22 protein-coding genes and 1 riboswitch are annotated in these 22,627 nt (G+C 44.2%); of the genes, 5 read left to right on the forward strand and 17 right to left on the reverse strand.

Annotated elements, in window-relative coordinates; genetic code table 11:
- Nucleotides 1–7: 7 nt before the first annotated feature.
- The 4 genes from Ami103574_RS12445 to Ami103574_RS12460 form a co-directional block, all read right to left on the reverse strand.
- The gene (locus Ami103574_RS12445; protein ID WP_163067296.1) at nucleotides 8–1,474 is read right to left on the reverse strand and encodes a phosphodiester glycosidase family protein; all 1,467 of its coding nucleotides are present in this window, start codon (nucleotides 1,472–1,474) and stop codon (nucleotides 8–10) included.
- A 255-nt stretch (nucleotides 1,475–1,729) separates the two neighbouring features.
- Entirely contained in the window at nucleotides 1,730–3,001 is a 1,272-nt protein-coding gene (locus Ami103574_RS12450; RefSeq protein WP_163067297.1) for a GNAT family N-acetyltransferase, read from the reverse strand.
- A 40-nt stretch (nucleotides 3,002–3,041) separates the two neighbouring features.
- The gene (locus Ami103574_RS12455; protein WP_163067298.1) at nucleotides 3,042–4,181 is read right to left on the reverse strand and encodes an aminotransferase class I/II-fold pyridoxal phosphate-dependent enzyme; all 1,140 of its coding nucleotides are present in this window, start codon (nucleotides 4,179–4,181) and stop codon (nucleotides 3,042–3,044) included.
- A gap of 29 nt (nucleotides 4,182–4,210) precedes the next feature.
- A complete protein-coding gene (locus Ami103574_RS12460) occupies nucleotides 4,211–5,224 on the reverse strand; it encodes an ornithine cyclodeaminase family protein (protein ID WP_163067299.1) in 1,014 nt (337 codons plus the stop codon).
- Nucleotides 5,225–5,505: 281 nt separating this feature from the next.
- Between Ami103574_RS12460 and Ami103574_RS12465 the strand changes: the two genes are divergently transcribed.
- The 3 genes from Ami103574_RS12465 to Ami103574_RS12475 all read left to right on the forward strand — a co-directional run bounded on the left by Ami103574_RS12465 (nucleotide 5,506) and on the right by Ami103574_RS12475 (nucleotide 8,147).
- A complete protein-coding gene (locus tag Ami103574_RS12465; RefSeq protein WP_163067300.1) occupies nucleotides 5,506–6,681 on the forward strand; it encodes a PucR family transcriptional regulator in 1,176 nt (391 codons plus the stop codon).
- A 78-nt stretch (nucleotides 6,682–6,759) separates the two neighbouring features.
- The gene (locus tag Ami103574_RS12470; RefSeq protein WP_163067301.1) at nucleotides 6,760–7,575 is read left to right on the forward strand and encodes a MerR family transcriptional regulator; all 816 of its coding nucleotides are present in this window, start codon (nucleotides 6,760–6,762) and stop codon (nucleotides 7,573–7,575) included.
- 95 nt (nucleotides 7,576–7,670) lie between these two features.
- Nucleotides 7,671–8,147 (forward strand): SAM-dependent methyltransferase, encoded by a 477-nt coding sequence (locus tag Ami103574_RS12475; RefSeq protein ID WP_163067302.1) that lies wholly within the window; start codon nucleotides 7,671–7,673, stop codon nucleotides 8,145–8,147.
- 53 nt (nucleotides 8,148–8,200) lie between these two features.
- On the opposite strand, the gene crcB is transcribed toward Ami103574_RS12475, so the two are convergent.
- The 4 genes from crcB to Ami103574_RS12495 all read right to left on the reverse strand — a co-directional run bounded on the left by crcB (nucleotide 8,201) and on the right by Ami103574_RS12495 (nucleotide 11,189).
- Nucleotides 8,201–8,590: a fluoride efflux transporter CrcB gene (gene crcB / locus Ami103574_RS12480; protein ID WP_163067303.1), complete on the reverse strand. Its 390-nt coding sequence runs from the start codon at nucleotides 8,588–8,590 to the stop codon at nucleotides 8,201–8,203.
- Nucleotides 8,583–8,975, reverse strand: a complete 393-nt coding sequence (locus Ami103574_RS12485; protein WP_163067304.1) for a fluoride efflux transporter FluC — start codon at nucleotides 8,973–8,975, stop codon at nucleotides 8,583–8,585. Before Ami103574_RS12485 ends, crcB begins: the two co-directional genes overlap by 8 nt.
- A 75-nt stretch (nucleotides 8,976–9,050) precedes the next feature.
- A riboswitch (Fluoride riboswitch) is annotated at nucleotides 9,051–9,111 on the reverse strand.
- Between the two features lie 49 nt (nucleotides 9,112–9,160).
- On the reverse strand, nucleotides 9,161–10,414 hold the full coding sequence (locus Ami103574_RS12490) for an L-lactate MFS transporter (RefSeq protein WP_163067305.1): 1,254 nt from the start codon (nucleotides 10,412–10,414) through the stop codon (nucleotides 9,161–9,163).
- 16 nt (nucleotides 10,415–10,430) lie between these two features.
- Entirely contained in the window at nucleotides 10,431–11,189 is a 759-nt protein-coding gene (locus Ami103574_RS12495) for an SDR family NAD(P)-dependent oxidoreductase (RefSeq protein WP_163067306.1), read from the reverse strand.
- A gap of 251 nt (nucleotides 11,190–11,440) precedes the next feature.
- Between Ami103574_RS12495 and Ami103574_RS12500 the strand changes: the two genes are divergently transcribed.
- Nucleotides 11,441–12,283, forward strand: coding sequence for a MerR family transcriptional regulator (locus Ami103574_RS12500; protein ID WP_163067307.1), 843 nt, complete (start codon nucleotides 11,441–11,443; stop codon nucleotides 12,281–12,283).
- Nucleotides 12,284–12,378: 95 nt separating this feature from the next.
- On the opposite strand, the gene Ami103574_RS12505 is transcribed toward Ami103574_RS12500, so the two are convergent.
- The 4 genes from Ami103574_RS12505 to Ami103574_RS12520 all read right to left on the reverse strand — a co-directional run bounded on the left by Ami103574_RS12505 (nucleotide 12,379) and on the right by Ami103574_RS12520 (nucleotide 15,131).
- Entirely contained in the window at nucleotides 12,379–12,873 is a 495-nt protein-coding gene (locus Ami103574_RS12505; protein WP_163067308.1) for a rubrerythrin family protein, read from the reverse strand.
- 135 nt (nucleotides 12,874–13,008) lie between these two features.
- A complete protein-coding gene (locus tag Ami103574_RS12510; RefSeq protein ID WP_163067309.1) occupies nucleotides 13,009–14,262 on the reverse strand; it encodes a DUF429 domain-containing protein in 1,254 nt (417 codons plus the stop codon).
- Nucleotides 14,263–14,267: 5 nt separating this feature from the next.
- Nucleotides 14,268–14,663: a DUF2500 domain-containing protein gene (locus Ami103574_RS12515; protein ID WP_163067310.1), complete on the reverse strand. Its 396-nt coding sequence runs from the start codon at nucleotides 14,661–14,663 to the stop codon at nucleotides 14,268–14,270.
- A 63-nt stretch (nucleotides 14,664–14,726) separates the two neighbouring features.
- Nucleotides 14,727–15,131 (reverse strand): hypothetical protein, encoded by a 405-nt coding sequence (locus Ami103574_RS12520; protein WP_163067311.1) that lies wholly within the window; start codon nucleotides 15,129–15,131, stop codon nucleotides 14,727–14,729.
- Between the two features lie 240 nt (nucleotides 15,132–15,371).
- Between Ami103574_RS12520 and Ami103574_RS12525 the strand changes: the two genes are divergently transcribed.
- A complete protein-coding gene (locus tag Ami103574_RS12525; RefSeq protein WP_163067312.1) occupies nucleotides 15,372–16,301 on the forward strand; it encodes a YncE family protein in 930 nt (309 codons plus the stop codon).
- A gap of 383 nt (nucleotides 16,302–16,684) precedes the next feature.
- Here the strand turns inward: Ami103574_RS12525 and Ami103574_RS12530 are convergent, their stop codons facing one another.
- From Ami103574_RS12530 to Ami103574_RS12545, 5 genes are all read right to left on the reverse strand, one after another.
- Nucleotides 16,685–17,344, reverse strand: coding sequence for a hypothetical protein (locus Ami103574_RS12530; protein WP_163067313.1), 660 nt, complete (start codon nucleotides 17,342–17,344; stop codon nucleotides 16,685–16,687).
- Between the two features lie 198 nt (nucleotides 17,345–17,542).
- On the reverse strand, nucleotides 17,543–17,878 hold the full coding sequence (locus Ami103574_RS15980; protein WP_207710500.1) for a Na+/H+ antiporter NhaC family protein: 336 nt from the start codon (nucleotides 17,876–17,878) through the stop codon (nucleotides 17,543–17,545).
- Complete coding sequence (locus tag Ami103574_RS15985) at nucleotides 17,875–18,951, reverse strand: Na+/H+ antiporter NhaC family protein (RefSeq protein ID WP_207710501.1); 1,077 nt, start codon at nucleotides 18,949–18,951, stop codon at nucleotides 17,875–17,877. Before Ami103574_RS15985 ends, Ami103574_RS15980 begins: the two co-directional genes overlap by 4 nt.
- Nucleotides 18,952–18,987: 36 nt before the next feature.
- Nucleotides 18,988–19,923 (reverse strand): glycyl-radical enzyme activating protein, encoded by a 936-nt coding sequence (locus tag Ami103574_RS12540; RefSeq protein WP_163067314.1) that lies wholly within the window; start codon nucleotides 19,921–19,923, stop codon nucleotides 18,988–18,990.
- 20 nt (nucleotides 19,924–19,943) lie between these two features.
- Nucleotides 19,944–22,322: a glycyl radical protein gene (locus Ami103574_RS12545; RefSeq protein WP_163067315.1), complete on the reverse strand. Its 2,379-nt coding sequence runs from the start codon at nucleotides 22,320–22,322 to the stop codon at nucleotides 19,944–19,946.
- Nucleotides 22,323–22,627 lie beyond the last annotated feature (305 nt).

A 22,627-nucleotide genomic window follows, 5' to 3' on the forward strand; every position in this document is an offset into this window, starting at 1 on the left:
TCTGCTGTTATTTGGTTTGAATAGTAATCGTCTTCGCCGAATAATCATAATCTACGGCGATATCAAACAGCTGAGCCACATCCCGCAATTTAAAATAATTATTCCCGCCAATGCTGTAGGCCATTAAAGCCTGGCTCTGTCCGTCTACATAAATGGGGCTGCTGGTAGCTGCGATGGTTTTAGCAGAACCATCTCCCCACGCAAGTTCACCGCCCACCGGCGTATAAGCTGTCTCCGATAACAGCTGAACCGCTTTTTTCTCCTGGTCCCAGGCAACTTGGAAATTCTTCTCCGTATGATTCACCGCCATAGCCAGATCTCGAAGCTTTAAATAATTGCTTCCATCTATGTTGTAGCCTTCAAAATCTACCATTACACCATCTACCTGAACCTGAATGTGACTGGCCTTCGTCAGCGGTGCATTATTGCTGTATGTAAAGCCCAAGGCATTGTTTACCTTTCTGCCGGCGGTCAAGCTTTTCCCCTGATGATACAAGGCGATAGATCCGCCCCCATCGAGGCACATGGCGTTAATCAGCCCCAGCCCTTGGCACACAGCGGCCGCTTCCTTGATGGTAGCTGCTTGAATGGTCCCCATCCGTACTTTTCCATCGGCACCAGCGCCAATAAAGGTTCGGGCGGCTTTGCCTGTCAAGATTTTACCCTCAAAGAATTGCTCCGCTTCCCCATCTGCTGTCACTTGTCCGTTGATAATCAGGCTAGGGCCTGCACCCACCGCCTGAATGACTGAATCCCAAGTCTCTGCTTTGGTAAAGGTCGGCGTGATTTCTACCTCGTAGCGAACTTGATCCCCCACTTGGAAGCGTTCATCTACCAAATCCGCCACCTGTGGATTATATACGATAGCAAACCCCCCAGCCGGCACATAAAAATCCGTCGTTGCAATATACGTCACCGTCCCATTTTCTACCACAGGAGCCTTCGCTCCCCCCGCCATTTTCACAACCGCGCCGTATTCCGGTGTAAAGATGGTAATGGCTTCTGCTTCATCGCTGGGATGATTGATTCTCCAGGGAATAGCGCGATATTCCCCATTGATATAGCCTTTAAAGTGAAAAGAAAGCCTGTCCACCACCAGCCGGCCTTGACTGGTAAAGCCCGCCACCGCCCCGCCATTGCTGACATGGAGCACCTTCCCATTGCGAATGATCGTGCCCCAAGGTACAGGAATACCGTCATAAGCAGAGAAATACGTGCCGTTGATGGCGGCAAAGCAGTTGTTGTTTCTAGCCATATTCGCTACAGAATCTGCCGAGCACAGGTTGTTCCCTGCGGTCATTATCAACGGCTGAACCTGTTGATTATTCATATCCACCACCATGTAATTGGTGCTGAGGCCGTTAATCTTGGTCCCTGAAATATAGGCCGACGGTTCTGCAAAAGCAGTCAGCGGCGTGCTGATCAGCAGCAGCAATGCAACCAACACGGACCATCCCTTGGTCTTAAAAATCATAGCGGTTTCTCCTTCTTTTGCTATTTTTATATTTATTATGCTTTAAGTATGTAGAGAAAACAAGACTAATCACACAATTATAACTACTTTGCGGACAAAAATTACATTTTATTGTCTCAATTACGTGCACCCATCGAGAAGCTCAACAAAAAGAAGCCACAAGATTGCATAACCGATGCCACATCTTACAGCTTCTTTCTACTTGCCTATACGTGTTGGTATCAGCCGCTTCTGATACCCCGAAGATTCCGTCTGCTAAAAATCTGAGTTGCCCCAAGGCTTCTGCCGATAATAAAACAGTTGATCAACCACGTCTATATAGGTCGAATCGCTGATTTCCATTACCCCCAGACGAATCATGGCAGCAAATCGGCAAGAGCCCAAAAGCAACGAAGACAAATCGGACTTTTTACAACGAATCTCCACGAACGCCCCTTCTTCTTCCGAACAAACCCGCCAATGGGCTTGACCTTTTTTCCCATCTCCACCAAAGGCTATGCTGACCGCCTCCTGTCGGTGGTTTAGTTCATCTTCCCAGCTGATTCGCAGATTCACCTCTTGGGACGGAAAGGCTCGATATTCGGTTTGCTGAATAAACTTCTCTACCGATAGGATTTTGTGCATAATGCCAATAGCTGATACATTGGATTGTAAGTAGCCAAAAGGAATATAATTATTTGAAAGATCCTGGGGGCTGCGAAGGAGATGGTAGAAATCTTCTTCCCCTGTACGCAATACCACAGACTGCGCCTCGTCGGCCTGCATCCGCAGAAAATTCAACAAGCCTTTTAAGATGGCTCCATTTTCATAGATCAGTTCATCCACTTCGATATGGTTTAAGGTATAATTCATCGGGCTGTCACAGATAAAACGGTAAGCCAAATATCCCTTTAGTTCACCCTCTTCTAGCCAACCAAGCCTCCGAACTGGCGAATCGGCTTCCATGGCCCGGATTTCTTCACTGAATTTCATCAACATGCCGTGGTTGTTCTTTGCATATCGTTGATGGCAAGCCAGGACCTCAGGCAGATCCTCTTTCCCCAGCAGTTTCAAATGGGTCAACTCCCCGTCTCTTGGCAGACTGTCAGCAGGAATGTGGTATTCGTCCAGCTTACTGCCAAACCCATAGCCCATTCTTCTGTAAAAATCCATGCTGAAAGGCAGAAGCAAGGCTATCAGTCCTCCACTTTTCTCTGTATATTCCTCAAAGAACTGCACCATATTCAGTGCCACCCCCTGTTTCTTGTGCAGGGGGTGGACTGCTAGAGACATCAGGCCTACCGCTTTTTGCATCTGCCCAAAAAGATTCATCTTGAACTCAATCAGCTTCATGGTAGCAATGAGTACCTGTTCTTCATAGAGGCCAAAAAAGTGCACATCTTCGGCCTCTTCCATATCCCGTAAAGTCTTTTTGCGGTAGGTCTCATAGCATTCCCCATCTAAGGTTTTAAAGGCCGGGTAAGCATTCAAATAAATCTCCAAATAGTCCTCCATAACATCCGGTCCGATGGCCTGAATTCTTCTCATTTCTATACCTCCTTCTTTTTCCGGGAGCACCTTCAGCGCTCTAAATAGCTCCTTTTTCTTCTAATGACTTTACATATTCGCCGATGCGAGCCAAACCACCCTTAAAATAGTCCACATCTCCGAAACCATAGCCAATCCGGAAGCTGTGTTCCTGCTCGAAGCAAGCTCCGTGGCATACCAGCACCTGCTTCTCCTCATATAACCCTTGGGCGAATTCCAAGGCTGGAATATCAAAGTCGTAGCAGATAAAAGAGGTGGAACTTTTACTGTCACAGGCCACTTTAAAGTGGGGCTGCCCTTTGATCCACTCATACAAAGCGGCCCTGGCCTCCTCGACAATGTTCTTGTTTCGCTTATAGAACAGGTCTTTATTCTCCAGTACGATGGCCGCAATTAGCTCATTAATTGGCCCTTCGCAAATGCTGTGATAAGAGCGCATGTTCATCAACGTATCCTTCAACGCTAAATCCCTAGTAACAATCCAGCCTACTCTGGTACCGGCACTAGAGAACACCTTGCTGGTACTGCTGGTGGCAATGCCCTTTTCATACAAATCACAGATAGAATACATGTATTCATCGCTCAGGCCCCTGTAAATCTCATCACAAACCAGGTATGCATCTACTGACTTAGCAATGTCAACCAATTCCTCCAGCTGCCCCTTGGTCAGGGTATAGCCCGTAGGGTTGTTGGGGTTGGCCAGATTAATCATCTTGGTGTTCTCATCTACCATAGCCCGTATCTTGTCAAAATCTATGGCGTAACCAGATGCGGCATCACAGGTAAAAATTCGCACCTCCACCCCTATAGCCTCCGGGATGGAATAATACTGCTGATAATTTGGCAGGATGCTGACAACGTTGTCCCCTTGCTCACATAGGGCGTAGCAGACGATGGAATTAGCTCCCGTACCGCCGTGAACTGAGAGAATCATGTCTTCCGAAACCGCATCAGTATACAAGCCGGCAATAGCTTTTTTCAGCCGGGGCATTCCTTCAAAATATCCGTAGTGAAGGCTCATGCTGCTTATTTCCTGAAAAAAGCCTTCTTTATCCGTGCCAGTCATCTCTAAAAGCTGCTCTACCGTCACCGGCTGACAGCAGCTAGAGCCCAAGTTGTATTCGGCCTTGTCATCCAATGGGTTCAGCCAATATTCCACTTTAAATTTGCTGATGTTCATTTATACACCCTTCCTTTCTTCTCCTTCGATTAAATATCCGCTAAGATTCCCAACTCTTTAGCTTGAGCTAAATCGATGGCACGCTTGCCTGTAACCAAGTCTAACAACGCCAAACCAGTGGCATCAAAGATGGTAATCTCCTCTTCGGAGCAGCGGCCAGGTATTTCTCCGCTCAGCACCTGACCAATCTCTCCAGCAATATCAGCCTCACGTATAACTCCCTGTTTAATCGGCAGCTCCATCTCCCCTACCTGCACACATTGCTTCACATCGTCAGCATAAATTTTGGCTCCCTGGAATAAGGTCGGGTCAATTTCTTCCTTTCCTTCCATATCTGCCCCAATGCAGCTGAAATGGGTGCCCGGCTTTACCCACTCCTTGAGAATGACCGGGCTGCGGGAGGGCGTAATGGTGATGATGATGTCGCTTTCCCCCACCGCCGCAGCTAAATCTTCCGCAGCCAAAAACGCCCCCTGGCTGCATTCTAAGGAAAAATCTTTCTGAAGACGTTCAGCACAAGCGGCAGCAAAAGTTCTGGCATGTTCTTGATTCAGAGCGTCAGCTATATAAACCTTTTTGATGCCTGGCAGAAGGGTTAAGGCCGCTGCAATCTGATAGATGGACTGCTTTCCTGCTCCCAGGATTAAAAGTACCTCTGAATCGCTCCTGGCCAAGGCCTGGGCTCCTATAGCCCCTGCCGCCCCCGTCCGCATGCAGGTGATATAGGCCGCATCCATAACGCCCAAAGGAATACCTGTGGTGGAATCAAAAATCATCAGCATACCATTAAAAGGCGGCAGCCCCTTCTCGGTGTTAGCCGGAAAATTATTCAGCATTTTCAAACCGTGGAGATTCTCACCGAAAATACACCCGGAGCGAATGTCCATCACCCCGCCGACCTCTTCAAAATCATAGGATACCAAGGGCCAAACCACCGTTTTTCCCGCCGCCTTCAGCCGATAGGCCGATTTTACTCCTTCGATGACACTGGGCAGCTCCAGCACCTGTTCTAGATTTTTTCGTCCTAAGATTGATACCTTCATCCTTTTGCTCCTTTCAAGTTTTATCTTTAATATAGCTGTTTCATAACTTCTTTAGCCTTATTATATCCCAGCGTTTTCCTCTTTGCCATGGTATTTAATTGTACGAAAGTATAATCCATCAGCTCTTGTTTTATACTATTTTACAAATGAATTGGGTGAAATCTGCACCCTCTTCTCATCTTTTTGTACACAGACAGGAGACGAGGCGGTATAATGATATGGATTGGTGGGGACGAGCCTTTTGCCTTCCTCTTTCCTGACAGTCCAGCGGAGGTTTAACGATGAGTTACTTAGTTTCTGATTTTTATCACACCTTTTCTCACGGCCTAAAAATTGTCGCGGGTATGGGCGGCGTATCCAGAGCCGTTACCAATGTAGGTATATTGGATTACGAACTGGAACCCAGTTTAAAAAATAAATATTTTCATACAAACATTCACGCAAATCAACTGATTATCACCACTTTTTTATATGCGAAAGACAACCCTTTCCTGGTGACGGATGCGGTTAAATACTTAATCGCTAAAGGCGCCAGCGGACTAGTCATAAAAAACGTCTTCCACATTCCCCTTCATGAATCCCTGCTTCGGTATGCGGACTCCAAAAACTTTCCGATTTTTGTAGTAGAATCTCAGGATATTTATGTAGAACAGATTATCGCTCACGTAAGCCGCCACAGCCAGTTGCTTTCGGACATGCAGTTTGCCAGTGAAAAAATCCGTCTTATTCTTTCCCAGGATTTCACCGAAGAGGCAGTTAAGCAACAAGCCCAGGCCATTAACCCTTCCTTTTATAATGAATTTTTTACCGCTTTCATTCAGCTGGACGATTTTTTCGATTTGACCGCCTTTCAACGAATCTATGATGCTTACGCCAAAAGCAGCCTGAATCAGATTGGCAACAGCCTGATTTACTGCCAGCACGGCCTGCTCTTGGTCTGCTCCGGTGAAAATATTACTCAGCCCTGTGCAGATCCTTTGGTCCGAGAAGCACTGGACGTACTCCTGCCTGATGAAACCGACCTGTCTGTGGGTATCAGCGATTTGCATCTGAAGCTGGAGGAATTCAAAACCAGCATTCTGGAAAGTCGGTATGCCTGCCAGCTGCCCGGCATCTCCGGCAATGCTATCCAGCAATACAGTCAGCTGGCTGCCTACAAAATCATCTTTCCCTTTTATAACAGCGATCATATGCAGAAATACGCCGATGAACTGTTAGACCCTATCTCCGATTATGATATCGAGAACAATACGCATCTGTTAGACACCCTGCTCTGCTACATCCAGTTGGATTGCAGCCTGCTGGAAACCGCCGAACAGCTCTCTCAGCACCGCAATACCATTCGCTACCGGCTGGAAAAGATATCAGAAATCACTCACCTGAATTACAAAAGTTTTTCCGCCATGGAGCAGTTGTCCCTGGCAGTAAAAATACACCGTTGTTCTGAAAAAAGATAAGCCGTTGTTATCCGTGCCAGAAAACGATTGAAGTGTTTAAAACAATAAGTATAATAATAGTTGACAGGTGGTGATAACATGTTCAAAATAGGAGAGTTCTCCAAATTAACCCAAGTCTCCATTCGTATGCTTCGGTATTATGATGAGACAGGACTTCTAAAACCAGCAGAAATTGATAAATGGACAGGATATCGTCTTTATTCCGTTGAACAAATACCTATCCTCAATAAAATCGTCTATCTTCGCGACAGTGGCTTTCTTATTTCAGAAATCATAACGGCGCTTAATAAAAAAGATGACCCTGGGCTTTTAGCCCAGTTGGACAAGAAATATAAAGAAATAGAACAAAATATTCAAGAAGAACAAGAACGGCTAAGAAAAATAAATCTCGCCAAAGCTGAAATTTTGATGGGCAAAAGGGATATACACTACAATATTTCAATTAAAGAGATTCCCAGTTATCAAGTGCTTTCCTTGCGTAGAATAATCCCCGATTATTATGCTGAAGGAACCTTATGGCAAGAACTGTCCGCATTTGCTGCGGAGCATCAGATCCCCCTGTCCAGTAACACCTTTTCGATTTACCACGATACCTCTTATAAAGAAACGCTCGTAGATGTTGAATTGTGTGCTCCCGTAGAAAGATTGGGGAAAAGCAGCGAAAACTTTGTCTATCGAAGCACAAGTCCGGTACCAACGATGGCTTGCACCATGGTCTATGGCGCTTTTTCTAATATCAGAAAAGGTTATCTGACTTTTTCCAACTGGCTGCAAGAAAACAACCGATATCAAATGTCCGGACCAACTCGCCAAATCGTGCACCGAGGACCTTGGAATGAAAACAACCCCGACAATTATTTGATTGAACTTCAAATACCATTCGTGCAGATCTAAAAATATCTTGCTTTTGCAGGATATTTTTTTATGCCCTTGACCCTCACACCATGTGAGGGCTTACGCTGTACTCACATCAACTAAGGAGGTATGATATGAACAATTTAACACTGCGCCCTATTGGCAAAGTCTGCAACAACGAGAATGGCACCTATATCAAGCTGGATAAAAATTATATTCCAGCTTTACAAGCCCTGGAGAGCTTTAGCCATATTAACGTGCTCTGGTGGTTTAGCGATTATGATGACGCCCCATCACGGGCTGAACTGCAAACGGAACAGCCTTATAAGGGTGCCCCCTCTGTAGTGGGTATTTTCGCAACTAGGTCGCCCATACGCCCCAACCCCATAGCATTGACTACGGTAGAGGTTATCCATATTGATTTGGAGGAAGGCCTCATTCAAGTTGCCTTTATCGATGCCAACGATAACACACCCGTTCTCGATATCAAGCCGTACACCCCCAGCTTTGACCGAGTTGAGGCGCCTAGTGTGCCTGCATGGTGCAGTCAATGGCCAAAAAGTACAGAGGAATCTGGCTATTTTGACTGGTCTGAAGTTTTTAATTTCTAAATAAAATCCATAGAAAGACGGCGGTACCCTAAAAAGTATCGCCGTGTTACTTTTTACAAGCCACTATTGCTGGCAGACAGGTAAATCAGTAGATTTCCTATCTGCAATCCCACCATGGCCAATCCCACACCGCCGACACCAGATGACAGCACGTAGAGGATTAATTTCCGGTATGCACGCTGCTGAAACAAGGTAATGTTTTCCATTTCAAAGGTAGAAAAGGTGGTGAATCCACCGATAAGGCCTGTCCCTATCAGCAGCTGGCTAAAATGATTGGCGTGAATGCCAACCAGCAGGCCCATGCCAAAAGAACCAACTAAATTAATCCATAAGGTTGCCAAAGGAAAGGAACTTGAAGTGTCCCTCTTCATAAGGGAAGAAAGCCCAAAGCGGCATAACGAGCCTATAGCCCCGCCAGCCATGACCAACAAGAAATTACTCATTCTCTGTAAGCCCCCTTCTAACAATCCATTTATTGCTGGCATAAACGCCCAGAGCTGCTGATAAAAAACCGCATAATAGGCTAATCAGCACATACGCTCCCCCCATGACATAATGCCTGTTTAAGATGAAGTCAGCAGCTTGTACACTAAAAGCAGAAAAGGTGGTAAAAGAACCAATCAAGCCTGTCCCCAGACCTACGACCAACCTATTGGAAATCCCCGGTAAGGTAGACAAATATGTGACAACAACGGCTAAAAGGAAGCTGCCGGCAATATTAATTAAAAAGGTCCCATAGGGAAAAAGGTTCCCCTCCAGCGTTATGCTGATCCAATATCGGAGTGCAGATCCAATCGCGCCAAAGATGGCAATATAGATGTAATACATGTTTCATTCTCCTTACCCATCATGAACTGCTGCAATTATATTTAGAAAAACAAAAAACTCCTACATAGCGAAAAAACGCTTGTAGGAGTCATTAGCTTAGCAGCACTTAAAGGCGAACTCCATCGCCGTTTACTATTTAATTCTGCACTTATCTTATCATAGGCCGTATAGAAATTCAACTTATTTTAATAAGCAAGCTTTTTCTTTCTCAGGGTGCAAAATAGAAAGACTAACAAAAGCCCCAGAAACGTAATCCCCAGTGCAATCAGATAAGCGCCTTGGAAGTTGCCTACATAATCTTTGAAATACGCGGCAATCCTCGGTCCCACAAAGGCACTTCCCGCATAGCCAAGAAATACAAAGCCATAGTTTGTGCTGAGATTTTTTACCCCGAAAATCTGACCGCAAAGAGGCGGAAAGATAACCATAACCGCACCAAACCCAATGCCAATTAAAGAAACCGCCATGATGTAAAAGGGTAAATCCCTCACAAACATCATCAGCACCAGCGTTATCCCCGTAATACATAAACTGATTATAAGGGACTTGACAGCACCAACCTTATCCGTCATATAACCAAACAAAATCCTGCCGCCAAAATTGGCCAGTGCGCAGATGCTGACTGCCATAGCCGCTTCTGAAGCATCTGCACCAATCTGAATCTGTGCGATACTATAATTAGCACCTACAAACATGTTGCCTGCGGTGGTGGCACTGATAAAAATAAATAGTAGGGTATAAAATAGCGGGGATTTCAGCATTTCTTTCCAGATAAAATCTATGGAAGGCCCCATACCATTTGCCTGTATTTTCGGGACCGTATAGCCGGCAGGCAGATACCCGTCATCTGCTTTTCGCAGAAATAAGGCCGAAGCAGCCATAAAAATGACACAAACCACACCAAAGATTTTAAACGCTGTCTGAGAACTGCCAAAAGTATGAATCATGGTGCTGGCAACTGGCGAAAAGGTGAAGGGTCCAAGCGCTGCACTAGCTAACAGCAAGCCCGATATCAGCCCTCTCTTGTCCGGGAACCACCGCAGAGCTGCGGTCACATTAGGGTTGTAAACCATACCGGCACCGCTTCCTGCTAAGATTCCAAAGGCCAAGTAAATTTCTACGATTTCATCACAGAATCCAGTAATAAACCAGCCTAAAGAGAAAACAAGGGACCCAATGAAAACGACCGTTCGAGGCCCCATTTTATCGACGATCCTTCCTGCAAAAATGCCCACAATAGCCAGACAAAGCTGATAAATGGCATAGGCATTGGCTAACTGTGAAGAAGTAAATTTTGGGTTGCCAAGAGTATCCAAAATCCCTGTTGTGCTGTCCGTCATGCCCGCTGAAAGGACACTAAATGCTGATACAGCGGAAACAAAAAACGTTATTATCCATGCCATGGCGAGAATGCCATAGCGCTTTTTATCTTGTTCCATCTAATTTATTCTCCTTCTAGGACAAAAGCCATCCACCATCTACAAAGAGTGTCTGACCGGTTATGTAAGAAGCTTCCTCGGAAGCCAGGAACAACACCGCATTAGCAATCTCGCCCACCGTCCCCTGCCGACCTAGCGGCAGGCGGCTTTTAAGGGCTTCCAGCTTGCCTGGCTGCTGATAAATGTCTTTATTGATATCTGTAGGAATACTTCCGGGACCAACAGCATTAACCCGGATACCAAACTCACCCCAATCCTTCGCCAAGCACTTTGTCAGCATTTGAACACCCGCCTTGCTCACACAGTAAGCGGTGCTGTTTGGCACGACAGACTGCGCATTAATGGATGCAATGTTGATGATAGTACCTGGCTTATTACGTTCAATCATATTCTTTGCTGCAAATTGTGAGCAAAAAAACTGGCTCTTCAGATTGACATCCAGGGTCAAATCCCATTGGCTCTCTGTCACATCAACGCTAGGTGTTACCATGTAAACCCCGGCATTATTGACTAAAACGTCAATTTGCCCAAACCGCTTCACCGCCTCTTTCATGAAGCCATCTAATGCATCCATTTTAGTCAAATCTGCCGCCATCCCAAAGATACGTTCTCGGTTCGCGCCTGCAATCTCTGTTAATATTTCATCGGAATAATCTCGTTCTACACTGCAAAGAGCTAAATTAGCCCCTGCATCATAAAAACTCTTTGCAATTTGTTTTCCAATCCCCTTTGCTGCTCCTGTTACAATAACTGTTCTTCCTGTGAAATTAAACATATAAAAATCCTCCTGTTTGTTATTTTTTTAACTCACAGTTGCAGAATAACACATAAAGCAACTTTAAAGTCAATTGGAAATAAAGCTATTTTTATCGGAAAGAATGGGATTATATGCTCTTCAGACTTGTAAACTTGCATAGAATCCGTTATACTTCCCTATATCAGAATACAATATGTCAAACATTTCACAAATCTGCCTGGAAGGAGATTAAAGTCCCTTTAAGGTTTTCGAATAAGGAGGGAGAAAAGATGGAAGGAAAAGGAGGCGGAGAAAAATATAAGATCGGCGACGTGGCAAAAATGCTGGGGATTACCCCGGAAGCCATCCGTTTTTATGAAAACCACGGCATTATTAAACCGCAAAAAGATGATAACACGGGATACCGTTATTATGATGTCTGGGATATTCACATGCTCATCCGCGCACGCTCATACCGCCAATTCGGATATTCACTGTCGGACACCGTAAAAATGCTAAATGACTATGGTACCGATGAATTTATCGGTCACCTTGAAGAAAAAGAACAACAAATTCAACAAGAAATCATCTGGAATATTAATCTGCTCAAGCGATTGCGTCAAACACAAGAAATTGTAAGCGAAACACAAAAAAGCTTCGGAACCTATAGCATACGCACACGTCCGGCCATCTATCGCCTGGAAACACAACAGGCCTATAGCATTCACGCCAATGCTGATATTCGCAGGAAATTACAAGAATGGATTTCCAAAGTTCCTTTTGTATATCCCTGTGCACTTTTTTCTCAGCAAGAAGTGCTCCTTGGAGGAACAGAAGGAACCTTTACTTTTGGTCTTGGGGTTGATGCAGAATACAAAGAATTTTTTGATTTAAAACAGCAGGACGATATTCAGTTTTTCCCTGAACTTACTGCCGTTTATACGACGATTCGTACAGACTCCAACGAAGTGTTAACCACAAAGCGCCTGATACCGGCCATGGAATACCTGAAAAGCCAAGGACTTACCTTGACTGGCGATATTTTGAGCCGTGTCGTACTTATGCGAAAAGAAGAGGATATTTATGTCAGCTATCACCAGCTCTGGTTTCCTTTTGAGACCTTTAGCAAGTGACGATAGCACAAGAGCCTGTCCCCTACGGGGACAGGCTCTTCCTTTTCTTAAAAGATACGCGGATTGCTATCCTATAGCAACCAGTTCTCTAGGCATTAGTATTTAATAAACTTATCGCCAGGAACACCGCAAATGCTGCATTTTTCCGGAACAAATTTTTCAATGTTTCCACATACGGGACATAGATAATAGAAGACTTCTTCCTTCTGATCCAGATTATCCAAGGCCTCTTGATAAAGCTTCGCATGCACTTCTTCCGCTTTCATGGCAAAGGTAAAGGACATAACTGCCGCTTTATTGCCTTCCTCTTCTGCCAGCTTCACAAAGTCTGGATACATGTCTTTGTATTCATGTGTTTCACCTGATACCGCATCTTGCAGATTCTCCACGATTGAGCCCACTTTTCCGGCTACTTCAAAATGCTTTAGGGCATGCAAGGTTTCCGCATCAGAAGCTGCCTTAAATAACTTTGCAGCATTCAGATGTCCGTCTTTCTCGGCTTTTCTGGCATAAGCCAAGTACTTTCTATTTGCCTGAGATTCTCCTGCAAAAGCTTCCATCAAATTGTCCATTGTCTTACTTTCAGCCATTTTTTCTCCTCCTGTGTTTCACAAATACTTTTTCCAATTACTACCCTTATCTTACTATAAATAGTTTGCCAAAGGTAGCTAAATTAAATTCAATTTAGTAATATTCACACCATTTATTAAATCCTAAAGTATGTTTTACACAATATTAAGCTCCACCCCAATGATTGCCATGTTAAGGCCTTCCGCATCATTTTTGACTTCTTGAGGCACGGTTGTAAAACCATTTTCAAGCCCAAGTTTTCCTATTATAGCTAAACAAAGTGCATCCAGTACATCATCTCTATTCCTCTGGCTCTCAATAGTTTTTGATATACAAGGGCAATACTTCTCTAACAACTGCATTCTTTCTAAAGCCCCTTCATCCGTCCTTTTCTTTGACATAACTGGGACTCCACCATTCAGAATACTGAATCCGTACTCGGGATGACCCTCTTTCAAACGATTTTTCCATTCCGAGTTTCCATTAAGAAATTTATCGACCTGCCTTATAGCCGGTATTATAGCCAGCGACTGTTCTGACAAACTTTTTCCAACTAATTTCATATTTTCTTCTTTTGCCAGTTGCTTATTTTCTGCATATACAGCGTTCCGATATGGCACATTAAAAACGCTAGACGCTTTTCCCTTCAATATTTTTCGTAGTGCATTATCCGGCCTACGCTCTGCCATCTCCTTGCTGTCCGGCAACCCTATAGGTATATCTATAATCATAGAACCTGCATCCGTATAGGTTCTGCAAATGTCGTCTATACATTTATATTTATGTATATTTACCTCTTCGTCCGTTAATACGGCTACTATCCACTGACCTTTACATCCATCAATGCCTATCGATAAGAGTGTGTTTTCTCCATTTTTTAAAACAGTATATTGCCTTAAAAACTGTTTTTTTATCTTTGTATGAGCTATTTCTTCTACAGGTAGTGTAATCCTTAATTCCGGTTCTTTTTCAAATAATTTCTCCCCATTATAAAGCTTAAACTCATGGTAAAGAAGGCTGTCATCAATTTCTTTTACTGCTTTTTGCTCTTCTTTATCAATATCAGGTATTTCTAGTGCTCTTAATATAATGGTCTGCATAAGATTTTCGTATTCGCTATAAGCCGTTAATTGTCTTTTAAGTGGTCTTGTCATATCACCGATGTATGCTTCAGATGCATCATGCAGTAAGCATGCAAGTTGTATTTCTCTTGACAACCCTCTTGCTTTTGCTTCCATTGCACAATTGATGGAATGTTGAGCAACAGAATAAAACATTTTAAAGTGCCCATTAGCTCTACAAATCATCGACAATGCATGAGCAATATCCTCTATTGTAATATCCCTTATCTCTGGTGCCGTTGGATTAAACCGTCTTCCAGTTATTGTTGAAATGCAATTTTTATCCATTCCTCTTATAAACTCCGTTCAAAACTCAGGTATCGGCTCCCCTGAAAAGATAATTGTCCATGATCCCCTTCTACCAGAAACCCATACTCCGAACCACCTATCAGAAATTCGATTCGATCCCCACTTTCCACTTGAAAAGTCACATAATAACTTGTAGAAGAGGTGGTGTAAGAGCCTTGTGCTCCGGTGATATCGCCCCCATTGTTGTGGTGCCCATGACTGACGTCGATACGCTTTGCCACGACCGTCGCGGCTACTGTCAGCCGAGGAGAATGGTTATTTTTATTCCATTGTCCAATGCCTCTAACAATATTGACCACTATAATACAAAGCACTAAAATAAATATCAAAAAAAACACGATTTCAAAGCCCCCACCGAAAAAGAATACATCACTAATCATCTCTATTACCTCTCATTTCACTTATCTTAATATACTAAAGCTTCTTCATTCAACAAAACAACATCATTCTCGGAATAAATCTATCAACGATAAAACCGTGGTAGAAATCAGCCGGCCCGGCATTAATAGCACCATAATAAAAATTAGCATTCGATTCATATCGTCAGAAATTCTAAAGGGATTGTTAAAAAGCCCTCCAGCCCAACCAATATTCGAGTAATCTGGTCTTGGTGTAATAAAATAACTGACCGTACTGTAAACTGTAATTCCAGCTATAAAGGATAGCAGCTCTTTCATATGAAAGGACAGGCCTACGATTAACCAATACAGCCCTCCTATAATTACTGTTGATAAGAAGGTTTTTACCATTAACAGGCCTAGATGCTTCTCTTTTTCCCCTTTGCGTATATCCACTGTACCTACTTTTCCCGGGTTTATCCATTCACCGATGAGTTCTATTAATCCCATAATACCATCCCCTTATTTCACCCATTGCTTTCTATGCGGCAACACCGCCTATACAACCAATGCATTCATTATATCATGAATGGACCATTAATTGATTAATTTTTAAGAGGCCTATGCGATTGAAAAAGAAACTAAAACAGTCGATATCAACAGGTATCGATTGTGCACATATACTGGAGTACTGGAGAAACCATTTTATATTTTACAGCTATTTTGGGGAATCACATGGAGGATATGAAGATGAATCACATGAATATGAATATAAATTGCCAGAAACCACTTTGCCCTCCCCCGGCATATATCTGTTGCAGTACAAGTGCTAAAGTTGCCATTGTCAACTTGGCGGAAGGCCGCCATCTCGGTGATATTCCCTGTGGAGAGGATTCCAATCCGTATTATATTGTTATCAGTGCAGCTGATAACATGGCTTATGTGGCAGACTACGCTCATAAGAAGATCCTAAAGCTAGACTTAACAAGCAACCAACTGATACTTCAAGCTGCTGTTGTCAGTTGGCCAAGAGGATTAGATCTATCGCCTTGTGGTCAATATCTTTATGTCGTCCTTGATGATGAACCCATTATGCAGATTCTTAATTCCAAGCTGGAAAACTTAGGGCAAATCACTTTACCTTCCTCCAGCGGGTCTGTAACCGTTACAAATGGAGGTTCTCAAGCATACGTTACCCAGCCTGTCTTAAATCAGACAGCAGTAATTGACCTATGCAACCAGACCCTCATCCGGCTAATAGATACTGGCACAAATCCTGGCCGCATGACGTATTCGGCCAAAGAATCATTATTGTTAGTTGCTGGCAGAGACAGCCAGACTTTGACTCCCATTGACACGTGTCAGCTATGCAGCTACCCGAACATTACCCTTAGCGGCTCCCCTTCCGGGTTGGCACTTACCAGCGAGAATCAACAGTGCCTGGTGGCGATTCCTCGTGACAATGAAGCAGCTATGGTAACCCTTTGTTCTCAACAAGTAACCGCACGAATTCCTGTTGGCGACGTGCCAGGGGGCGTAGCTGCCAGCAAGTTTTATCCGCTGGCGGCAATCTGTAATCAAATAAGCTCTACCGTAAGCATTATTAACACAGCAACCCTGTCTGTTACTGCCACCTTAAGCGTTGGGAACGGCCCTGCGGGAATTGCCATAGTCGGTTAATCGCTCTATCAGTTTTTCCTCATATTTTTTAACTCACTTTTCTACATGGGTTGAAAAAGAAGCTGCCGCTAAGGCCATCGCTGTTCCGGTAACAGATATTTTACACTTGAAGACAGGTGTAGTTTATAGAAGCTTATGGCGCAAATGTAATCTTTATGAACGACACAGTTGTCGTTGCAGAAGGTTACCCAACTGTTTTAGCAAAACTGAAAGAGTTGGGATACGATACCATGGACAAGTCTTCCCTAAAATGAGCTTGTAAGAATCTCTACAAATTTTATAGGAGAATAACTAGTGCGGCCTTCTATGATAAAATACATTCATAGAAGGCCTTTTTATTGTATTCAAAAGGAGTGCATAGACAGGCACTAAAAAAAGGAGAATTATTCCCCTTTATTTAGTATCATCTCGTTTTCCTGAATGTCTTGTATTTCTGGCGTCCCTTTCATGGAAATGTTCATGGTCGTTTCATAATATTTCCGTTCAAACTGTGACCAACTGACACCATCTCTATTGCTGTCGTTCTTACTAAAGCTAGATTCGTCTGTCTTTTGTCCTAATAGCAGCGACAAATAATCCGGGACATCGAAGGCATGTTTCCAAGCTTCTGCCTGCTGCTTGGCCACGGCCATCTCATGCTGCATGATGTATTTATTGTAGGCAACCTCCCGATCCGCTTGTGCCTGTTTGTCAACAGCGGTCAGTTGTGCTTTCACCTCATCGGTTAGGGGTATATCGGTACCGTTTACGGTAATATAGCCTCTTGATACCGCCCTGCTTACCATGGCGCTGTCAGAAAAATGAACAACATAGGAATCCTCCCCACTCCCCTTTGTGATTCCAAGGGTGTCTTTACCAGAAGTAGCACTTGGTTCTTTAGAATTCTCCTTCCGTCCATAGGCTTCTGCTGAAATCTCTACCGAATCCCTTTTAGCCATCGCCCTAGCTGACTTCGAATCATCCAATTTATTTATTAAATTAGTATTGCTAATTTTAGAACGTTGATTACTATATTCATTGCGCATAATCGAATTTATGTTCATTCCCCACCTCTTTACTTCTTTTAATCCTATCAATTCCTTTATACCTACTATATCGACAGGTAGCTATAAAACTAAAGCAAAACAAGGGTCTGATTGTTCTCTAGTCCTTTCCCCTTTGATGACTGCGATATAAAACTTTACTGCAATTGAAAAGGGGCCGGATTGAGAATCCAGCCCCTTTTCACGTTTTGTCGTCGTCTATGACATGGCGAAACCAAAGATTACATATCCGACAAAAGATATTGCAGTAACAATCCCGATGTATGGCAGTTGTGCCACGGCATAGTCTACATTATTAATTTTACAAGCTGAAGCCGAAAGCAGCGTTACGTCTGAATAGAAACAAGCCTGTGCGCCAAAGCATGCTGCGGAAATAATTGCGCCCAGTGTAAGCGGTATGCTTGCACCGCTTGAAACAGCCAACGGCAAAATGATCGGTGTACAAACTGCCGGAATGCTCCAGATATTGCCGGTTGCGAAACATACAAGACCGATGAGAATAAATGCAATTGCCGGAAGCCATGCTGCACTCATATATGGCCAGCAACTTCAACAAGGTAATCCGGTAAACCGATTAAGGTGATTGATTCTCTATAGAATAAGGATGTAACCAGTACAGCGGCTATAAATAACATGTCTTCAAGGCCTTTGTAACAAGCGTCACAGAATTTGCCAAGACTCATTATCCTGGTGGGAACAAACAGAAGGAAGCAAGCGAAGATACCGCAGCTTACACCGTAAAGAACATCGCTCAGCCATATAGTGACGATAATAACAACTGCCATTGGTACCATGAAGGCCCAAAGATGTGGAGTTATTTCTTTTTCTTCCTTGCCATTATCCGAGATAGCACCCATTACCTCACCGAGTTCATCGCCTTGATTCTGCATATTACTTGATGGCGGCCAAAGTTGTCCGGTTTCTTCCACTCGCTGGTAGGCCTTTTTAATACCACCCATCTTCGGAACGATTCCCAAAATTACTAGAAGCACGAAGAGTACACAGAGAAACGGATAGAAAAAGTATGGCATGATATTATACCAAATGCTCATTGCACTATCGCCGACTACTGCGGCAGCTTCCTGTTGCTCAAAGATTCCGGAGAAGAATACAACCCATGCAGAAATCGGTATGATCAGGCAAACCGGGGCAGAGGTGGTATTGATGATGTAGCAAAGCATTTCTCTCGGCGTCTTGTGTTCATCTGCAAGAGACAATACACAGTTTGCAGTAACCAGAATGCCGAGATAGTCGTCGATAAAAATGATGATTCCGCATAACCAAGTTATTAATAGTACTTGTTTTTGTGACTTGATATACTTTCTAGCTAAGTCGCCGATTGCGACTGCGCCCTTTGCCTGTTTAAGCAGTTGTATAAAACATCCGAAGAGCAGACAAATGATAACGATATAATTGTTGTCTGCATCGCAGGAGGCGGCAAGTAATGCATCCATCATTGGTATGAAGAACCCTGCCTTGTAGTAAAATATATATCCGAGTATACCTGATAGCATGATACTCAGGATACACTTCTTTGTTATTAGCGCGAATGCTAAGAAACCCAGCGCTGGAATTAGGGTGATGATACCTAAATTAGTCCCGTCCATAGTGTTTCCTTCCTCTTAATTAACAATAAATACTTCTTATACCCTACCCAAAATTTCCACCTTTAAATTTAATTCATTTTTAAAATAATTTTCTATTTCTGTTAAGCGCTCTTCTGTGGGCTGCTCAAATTCTTCCTGGGCCCCACCTACGTTCCTTTTCTTACTGATTCCCAGGCTGTGGTATGGCAGCAGATTCACTCGTTTCACCCCAATTTCTCTGTAAAGCTCGCCTGTACGCCTAATGATATCGTCGCTGTCATTTACACCCTTGATAAGCGGCATTCTCATGGTTAACTTATCTGCCGTCCTGGCATCCGCTGCCAGCATTCGCAAATTATCAAGGATTAACTGATTGCTGACTCCGGTATACTCTCTGTGCACGTCGTCGTCAATGGCCTTCATATCGTAAAGAATGTCCGTGACATTTTCCTTGAGGGCCATTTCCATAAAAGCCTGTGAATCCCCAAAGCCGCAAGTATCCATACATACATGAATCCCCTGTTTGCCCGCTTCATCAATGAGCTTGTTTACAAAGTCTGCATGGAGAAGGATTTCTCCTCCGCTGACGGTAATACCGCCCCCTGTGTTATCATAGAAACCTTTATCCTGCAAACCTATACGGAGTATGTCATCAATGGTCATGGGCTTGGCCACAGGTCTCAGGGCCTGTGCGTAGCACTCGTCTGCGCATTTAAGGCACCGATCGCATTTGGCTCTGTCAATGACAACGCCCTCTTCCGGGTTCATTGTCACTGCCCCCTGGGGACAGACCTTGACGCAGTGACCACATCCGATGCAGTTGTTCGGTGACTGAATCAGCTGCTGCTGTGGGTCGATTAGCTCCGGATTGTGGCACCACTTGCAACGGAGCGGGCATCCTTTCAGGAATATTGTTGTCCGGATGCCGGGTCCGTCTTCTACAGAAAATTTCTGAAGGCTGCCTACAAGAACGCTTTCAGGTGCATTACTCATTGAAACAACCTCCTGTACTGCTAATTCTGTGATAAGTGCGCCGTTCTGTAGATAATGGTATCCTGTGCACTCTTATCAAGTTCGGTGAAGTATGCCATGTAGCCGGCTACGCGAACCATAAGGCCCTTGTAATTCTCCGGGTTTTCCTGTGCCTTTTTGAGGGTTTCATTATCAACTACATTTATCTGTATATGTTGGCCACCATCTTCGAAATAAGTCTTGATAACCCCTTCGATAATATTCAGGCCATCTTCTCCCTGAACCCCCTTCGGGTCGAAACGCAGGTTGTATAGCGCACCTTCGTGTAAGGCCTCATCTACCATGCTGGCAACGGATTTCACGGTAGCTGTTGGGCCATTCCTGTCCCTGCCCATCATCGGTGAAGACGCATCGCAAAATGGTTCCCCGGCAAGCCTTCCATCTGGAAGTGCTCCTGTAACCGCACCGTGTGGGATGTTCATCGTCTGGGAGTCAATACCGAAAGCGTAATGTCCGCCTCTGGCATCGGGCCATTCCTGAACAATATCGGCAATATAGTTCATCATCTCCTTGTAGATGCTGTCCACATGCTGCTGGTTGTTTCCGTATTTCTCCGGCTTGTTCAGCAGAAGCTGGCGCAGTCTTTCCTGTCCTTCGAAGTTGGTGTCGCATGCCTGAATCAGTTCATCCATGGTCAAATCCTTATCCTGGAATACGCACTTTTCTACTGCTGCAATGGAGTCTGCTAAGTTAGCTGGTCCGGTAACGTACAGGCCATTTGTTGAATACCTTGCCCCACCGTGCTGTACGGATTTGCCGCTTTCAACACAGCCCTTGGTTACCATGGACGCGAAGATGACCGGGTATCTGTTCATGTGAATGCTCTGCATTAGATTGTATCCAGTTCTGATTAGACTATAATGGTGGATAATCTGCTTCTTGAGCGCATCCTTAAACTCTTCTATATTCTTAAATTCTCTTGGATCTCCCGTTTCAAGCCCCATCAGCTCACCAGTAGCCGGGTCAACGCCGTTGTGGAGGACAAATTCAAGCATCTTGCCCATGTTAACATATCCGGCATCCGGGGAACCATCTGTTCCGCCGCCGCCAGGCCCTGGCTGAATACAGCCGACGATGGTCCAGTCTCTGGCTTCTTCTAGGGTGCTGACCCGACCCTTGCCCAGGCACATCTTTATAGCCGCATCGTCGTTAAAGAATCCCGGGTTTGCCTGTCCTTCCTGAATCATTCTGCACCCAAACTTAATCAGGTCTTCAGGGGTTTCTTCCCAAACTCTTAATGCCATTACCGGCTGTTTTACCTGAAGCTCGCTTGCCGCTTCCAGACAGAGGTAGGATAAGTCGTTTGTCGCATCTTTACCCTCCGGAGTCTGTCCGCCTACCACCAGGATTTGCCACATTGGATACCCTGCAAAGGCAGTAGCGTACCAACTGTCTCGTACTTCATATACCTCGCAGCTTTTGAGATAAAGACATTCCAGCATTTCCAACGCTTCTTCTCTGGTGATGTTATTCTCGTCAATTACATCCTTCTTGTAGAACTGCCACATGTACTGATCAAATCGGCCGAATCCGCAGGCAGTCGTACACACTTCAATGTAGAAATAAACATGTACGAACCATACGGCCTGAAGGGCCTGCTGGAACGTCTGCGGTGGGTTTTCAGGAACGGCTCTGCAATTTTCTGCAATCGTGAGAAGTTCCTTTTTTCTCTTTTCATCGGTACATGCTGAACCCATTCTTTCAGCTTCAGCTGCCATTCTATGTGCGTAAGTAATCAAGCCTTCGCTCTGAATGATGCAGGCTTTCCAAAAATCCACCTGGGCCTGTTCTTCCATACTCTGTGGAATCATGCTATCGATATTTCTCTGGCACTCTTCTATGTACCCTCGAATTCCCACTGTCAGAATTTTTTCGTGGTTGCATGTCGTTTCTCCTGAAACACCATTCTCCAGACCTACGCAAATGATATCACCTTTCTCAAGTTCTCGAATGTGTGCCGGAAGTGCTGTCTGTGCCAGATCTTCCATTGACCTACCCTCCCAGTACTTGAGTGTCTCCAAAATAGTCACCTTGTCTTCTGGTGAAATATAATAGGGGTCCTTGTCTCTTGCCCCAAATTCGTCAATATCACTGATGTACCATGAACTTGACTGGAACTCTGGGTGCAGATTGGCACCTCGATATACATTTGTTGTGGTTCCCACGATAAGCTCATCATCCATGATCAGTGTTGTCATGTTCTCCATGATGTAGTTGACAACCTTAGCCCTGAAAATAGGAACGGCATCGCCAGCAAACTTCTGATATGCTTCCGTTGCCAGCACCAGTCGCTCTGCTGTGATAGCGGGAATCGTCTCAAAATACTTTTCCTTCATTCTTTTAACTCTCGGTGTTAACATATTGTCCTCCTTTCATTTTTTAATTTCTTACAATGATATATTACCGTAGAATTGAAGGCAAGAACTGACTTGCTGACTTTCCTGATTGTATTGTTGCTCAGAAAAAAAGATCATAAACTTAAAAAATCAAGACATATCGCCATACTCCTAGAAGATAATAGTCAGCTGCTTTAGTCCCTCATATCAACAGTCACGAACATTTTTATTTTTTTGCTCGACCTAAATTCATGCCATTTTTTTCCTCCTAGGTAAAAACGTATCCTCCCCCCCTTTTCTATATCGCGAGGACTTGCAGCGATTAGCTT

Origin of the sequence: Aminipila butyrica, assembly GCF_010669305.1 — a bacterium.
GTDB classification, from domain to species: Bacteria; Bacillota; Clostridia; order Peptostreptococcales; family Anaerovoracaceae; genus Aminipila; species Aminipila butyrica.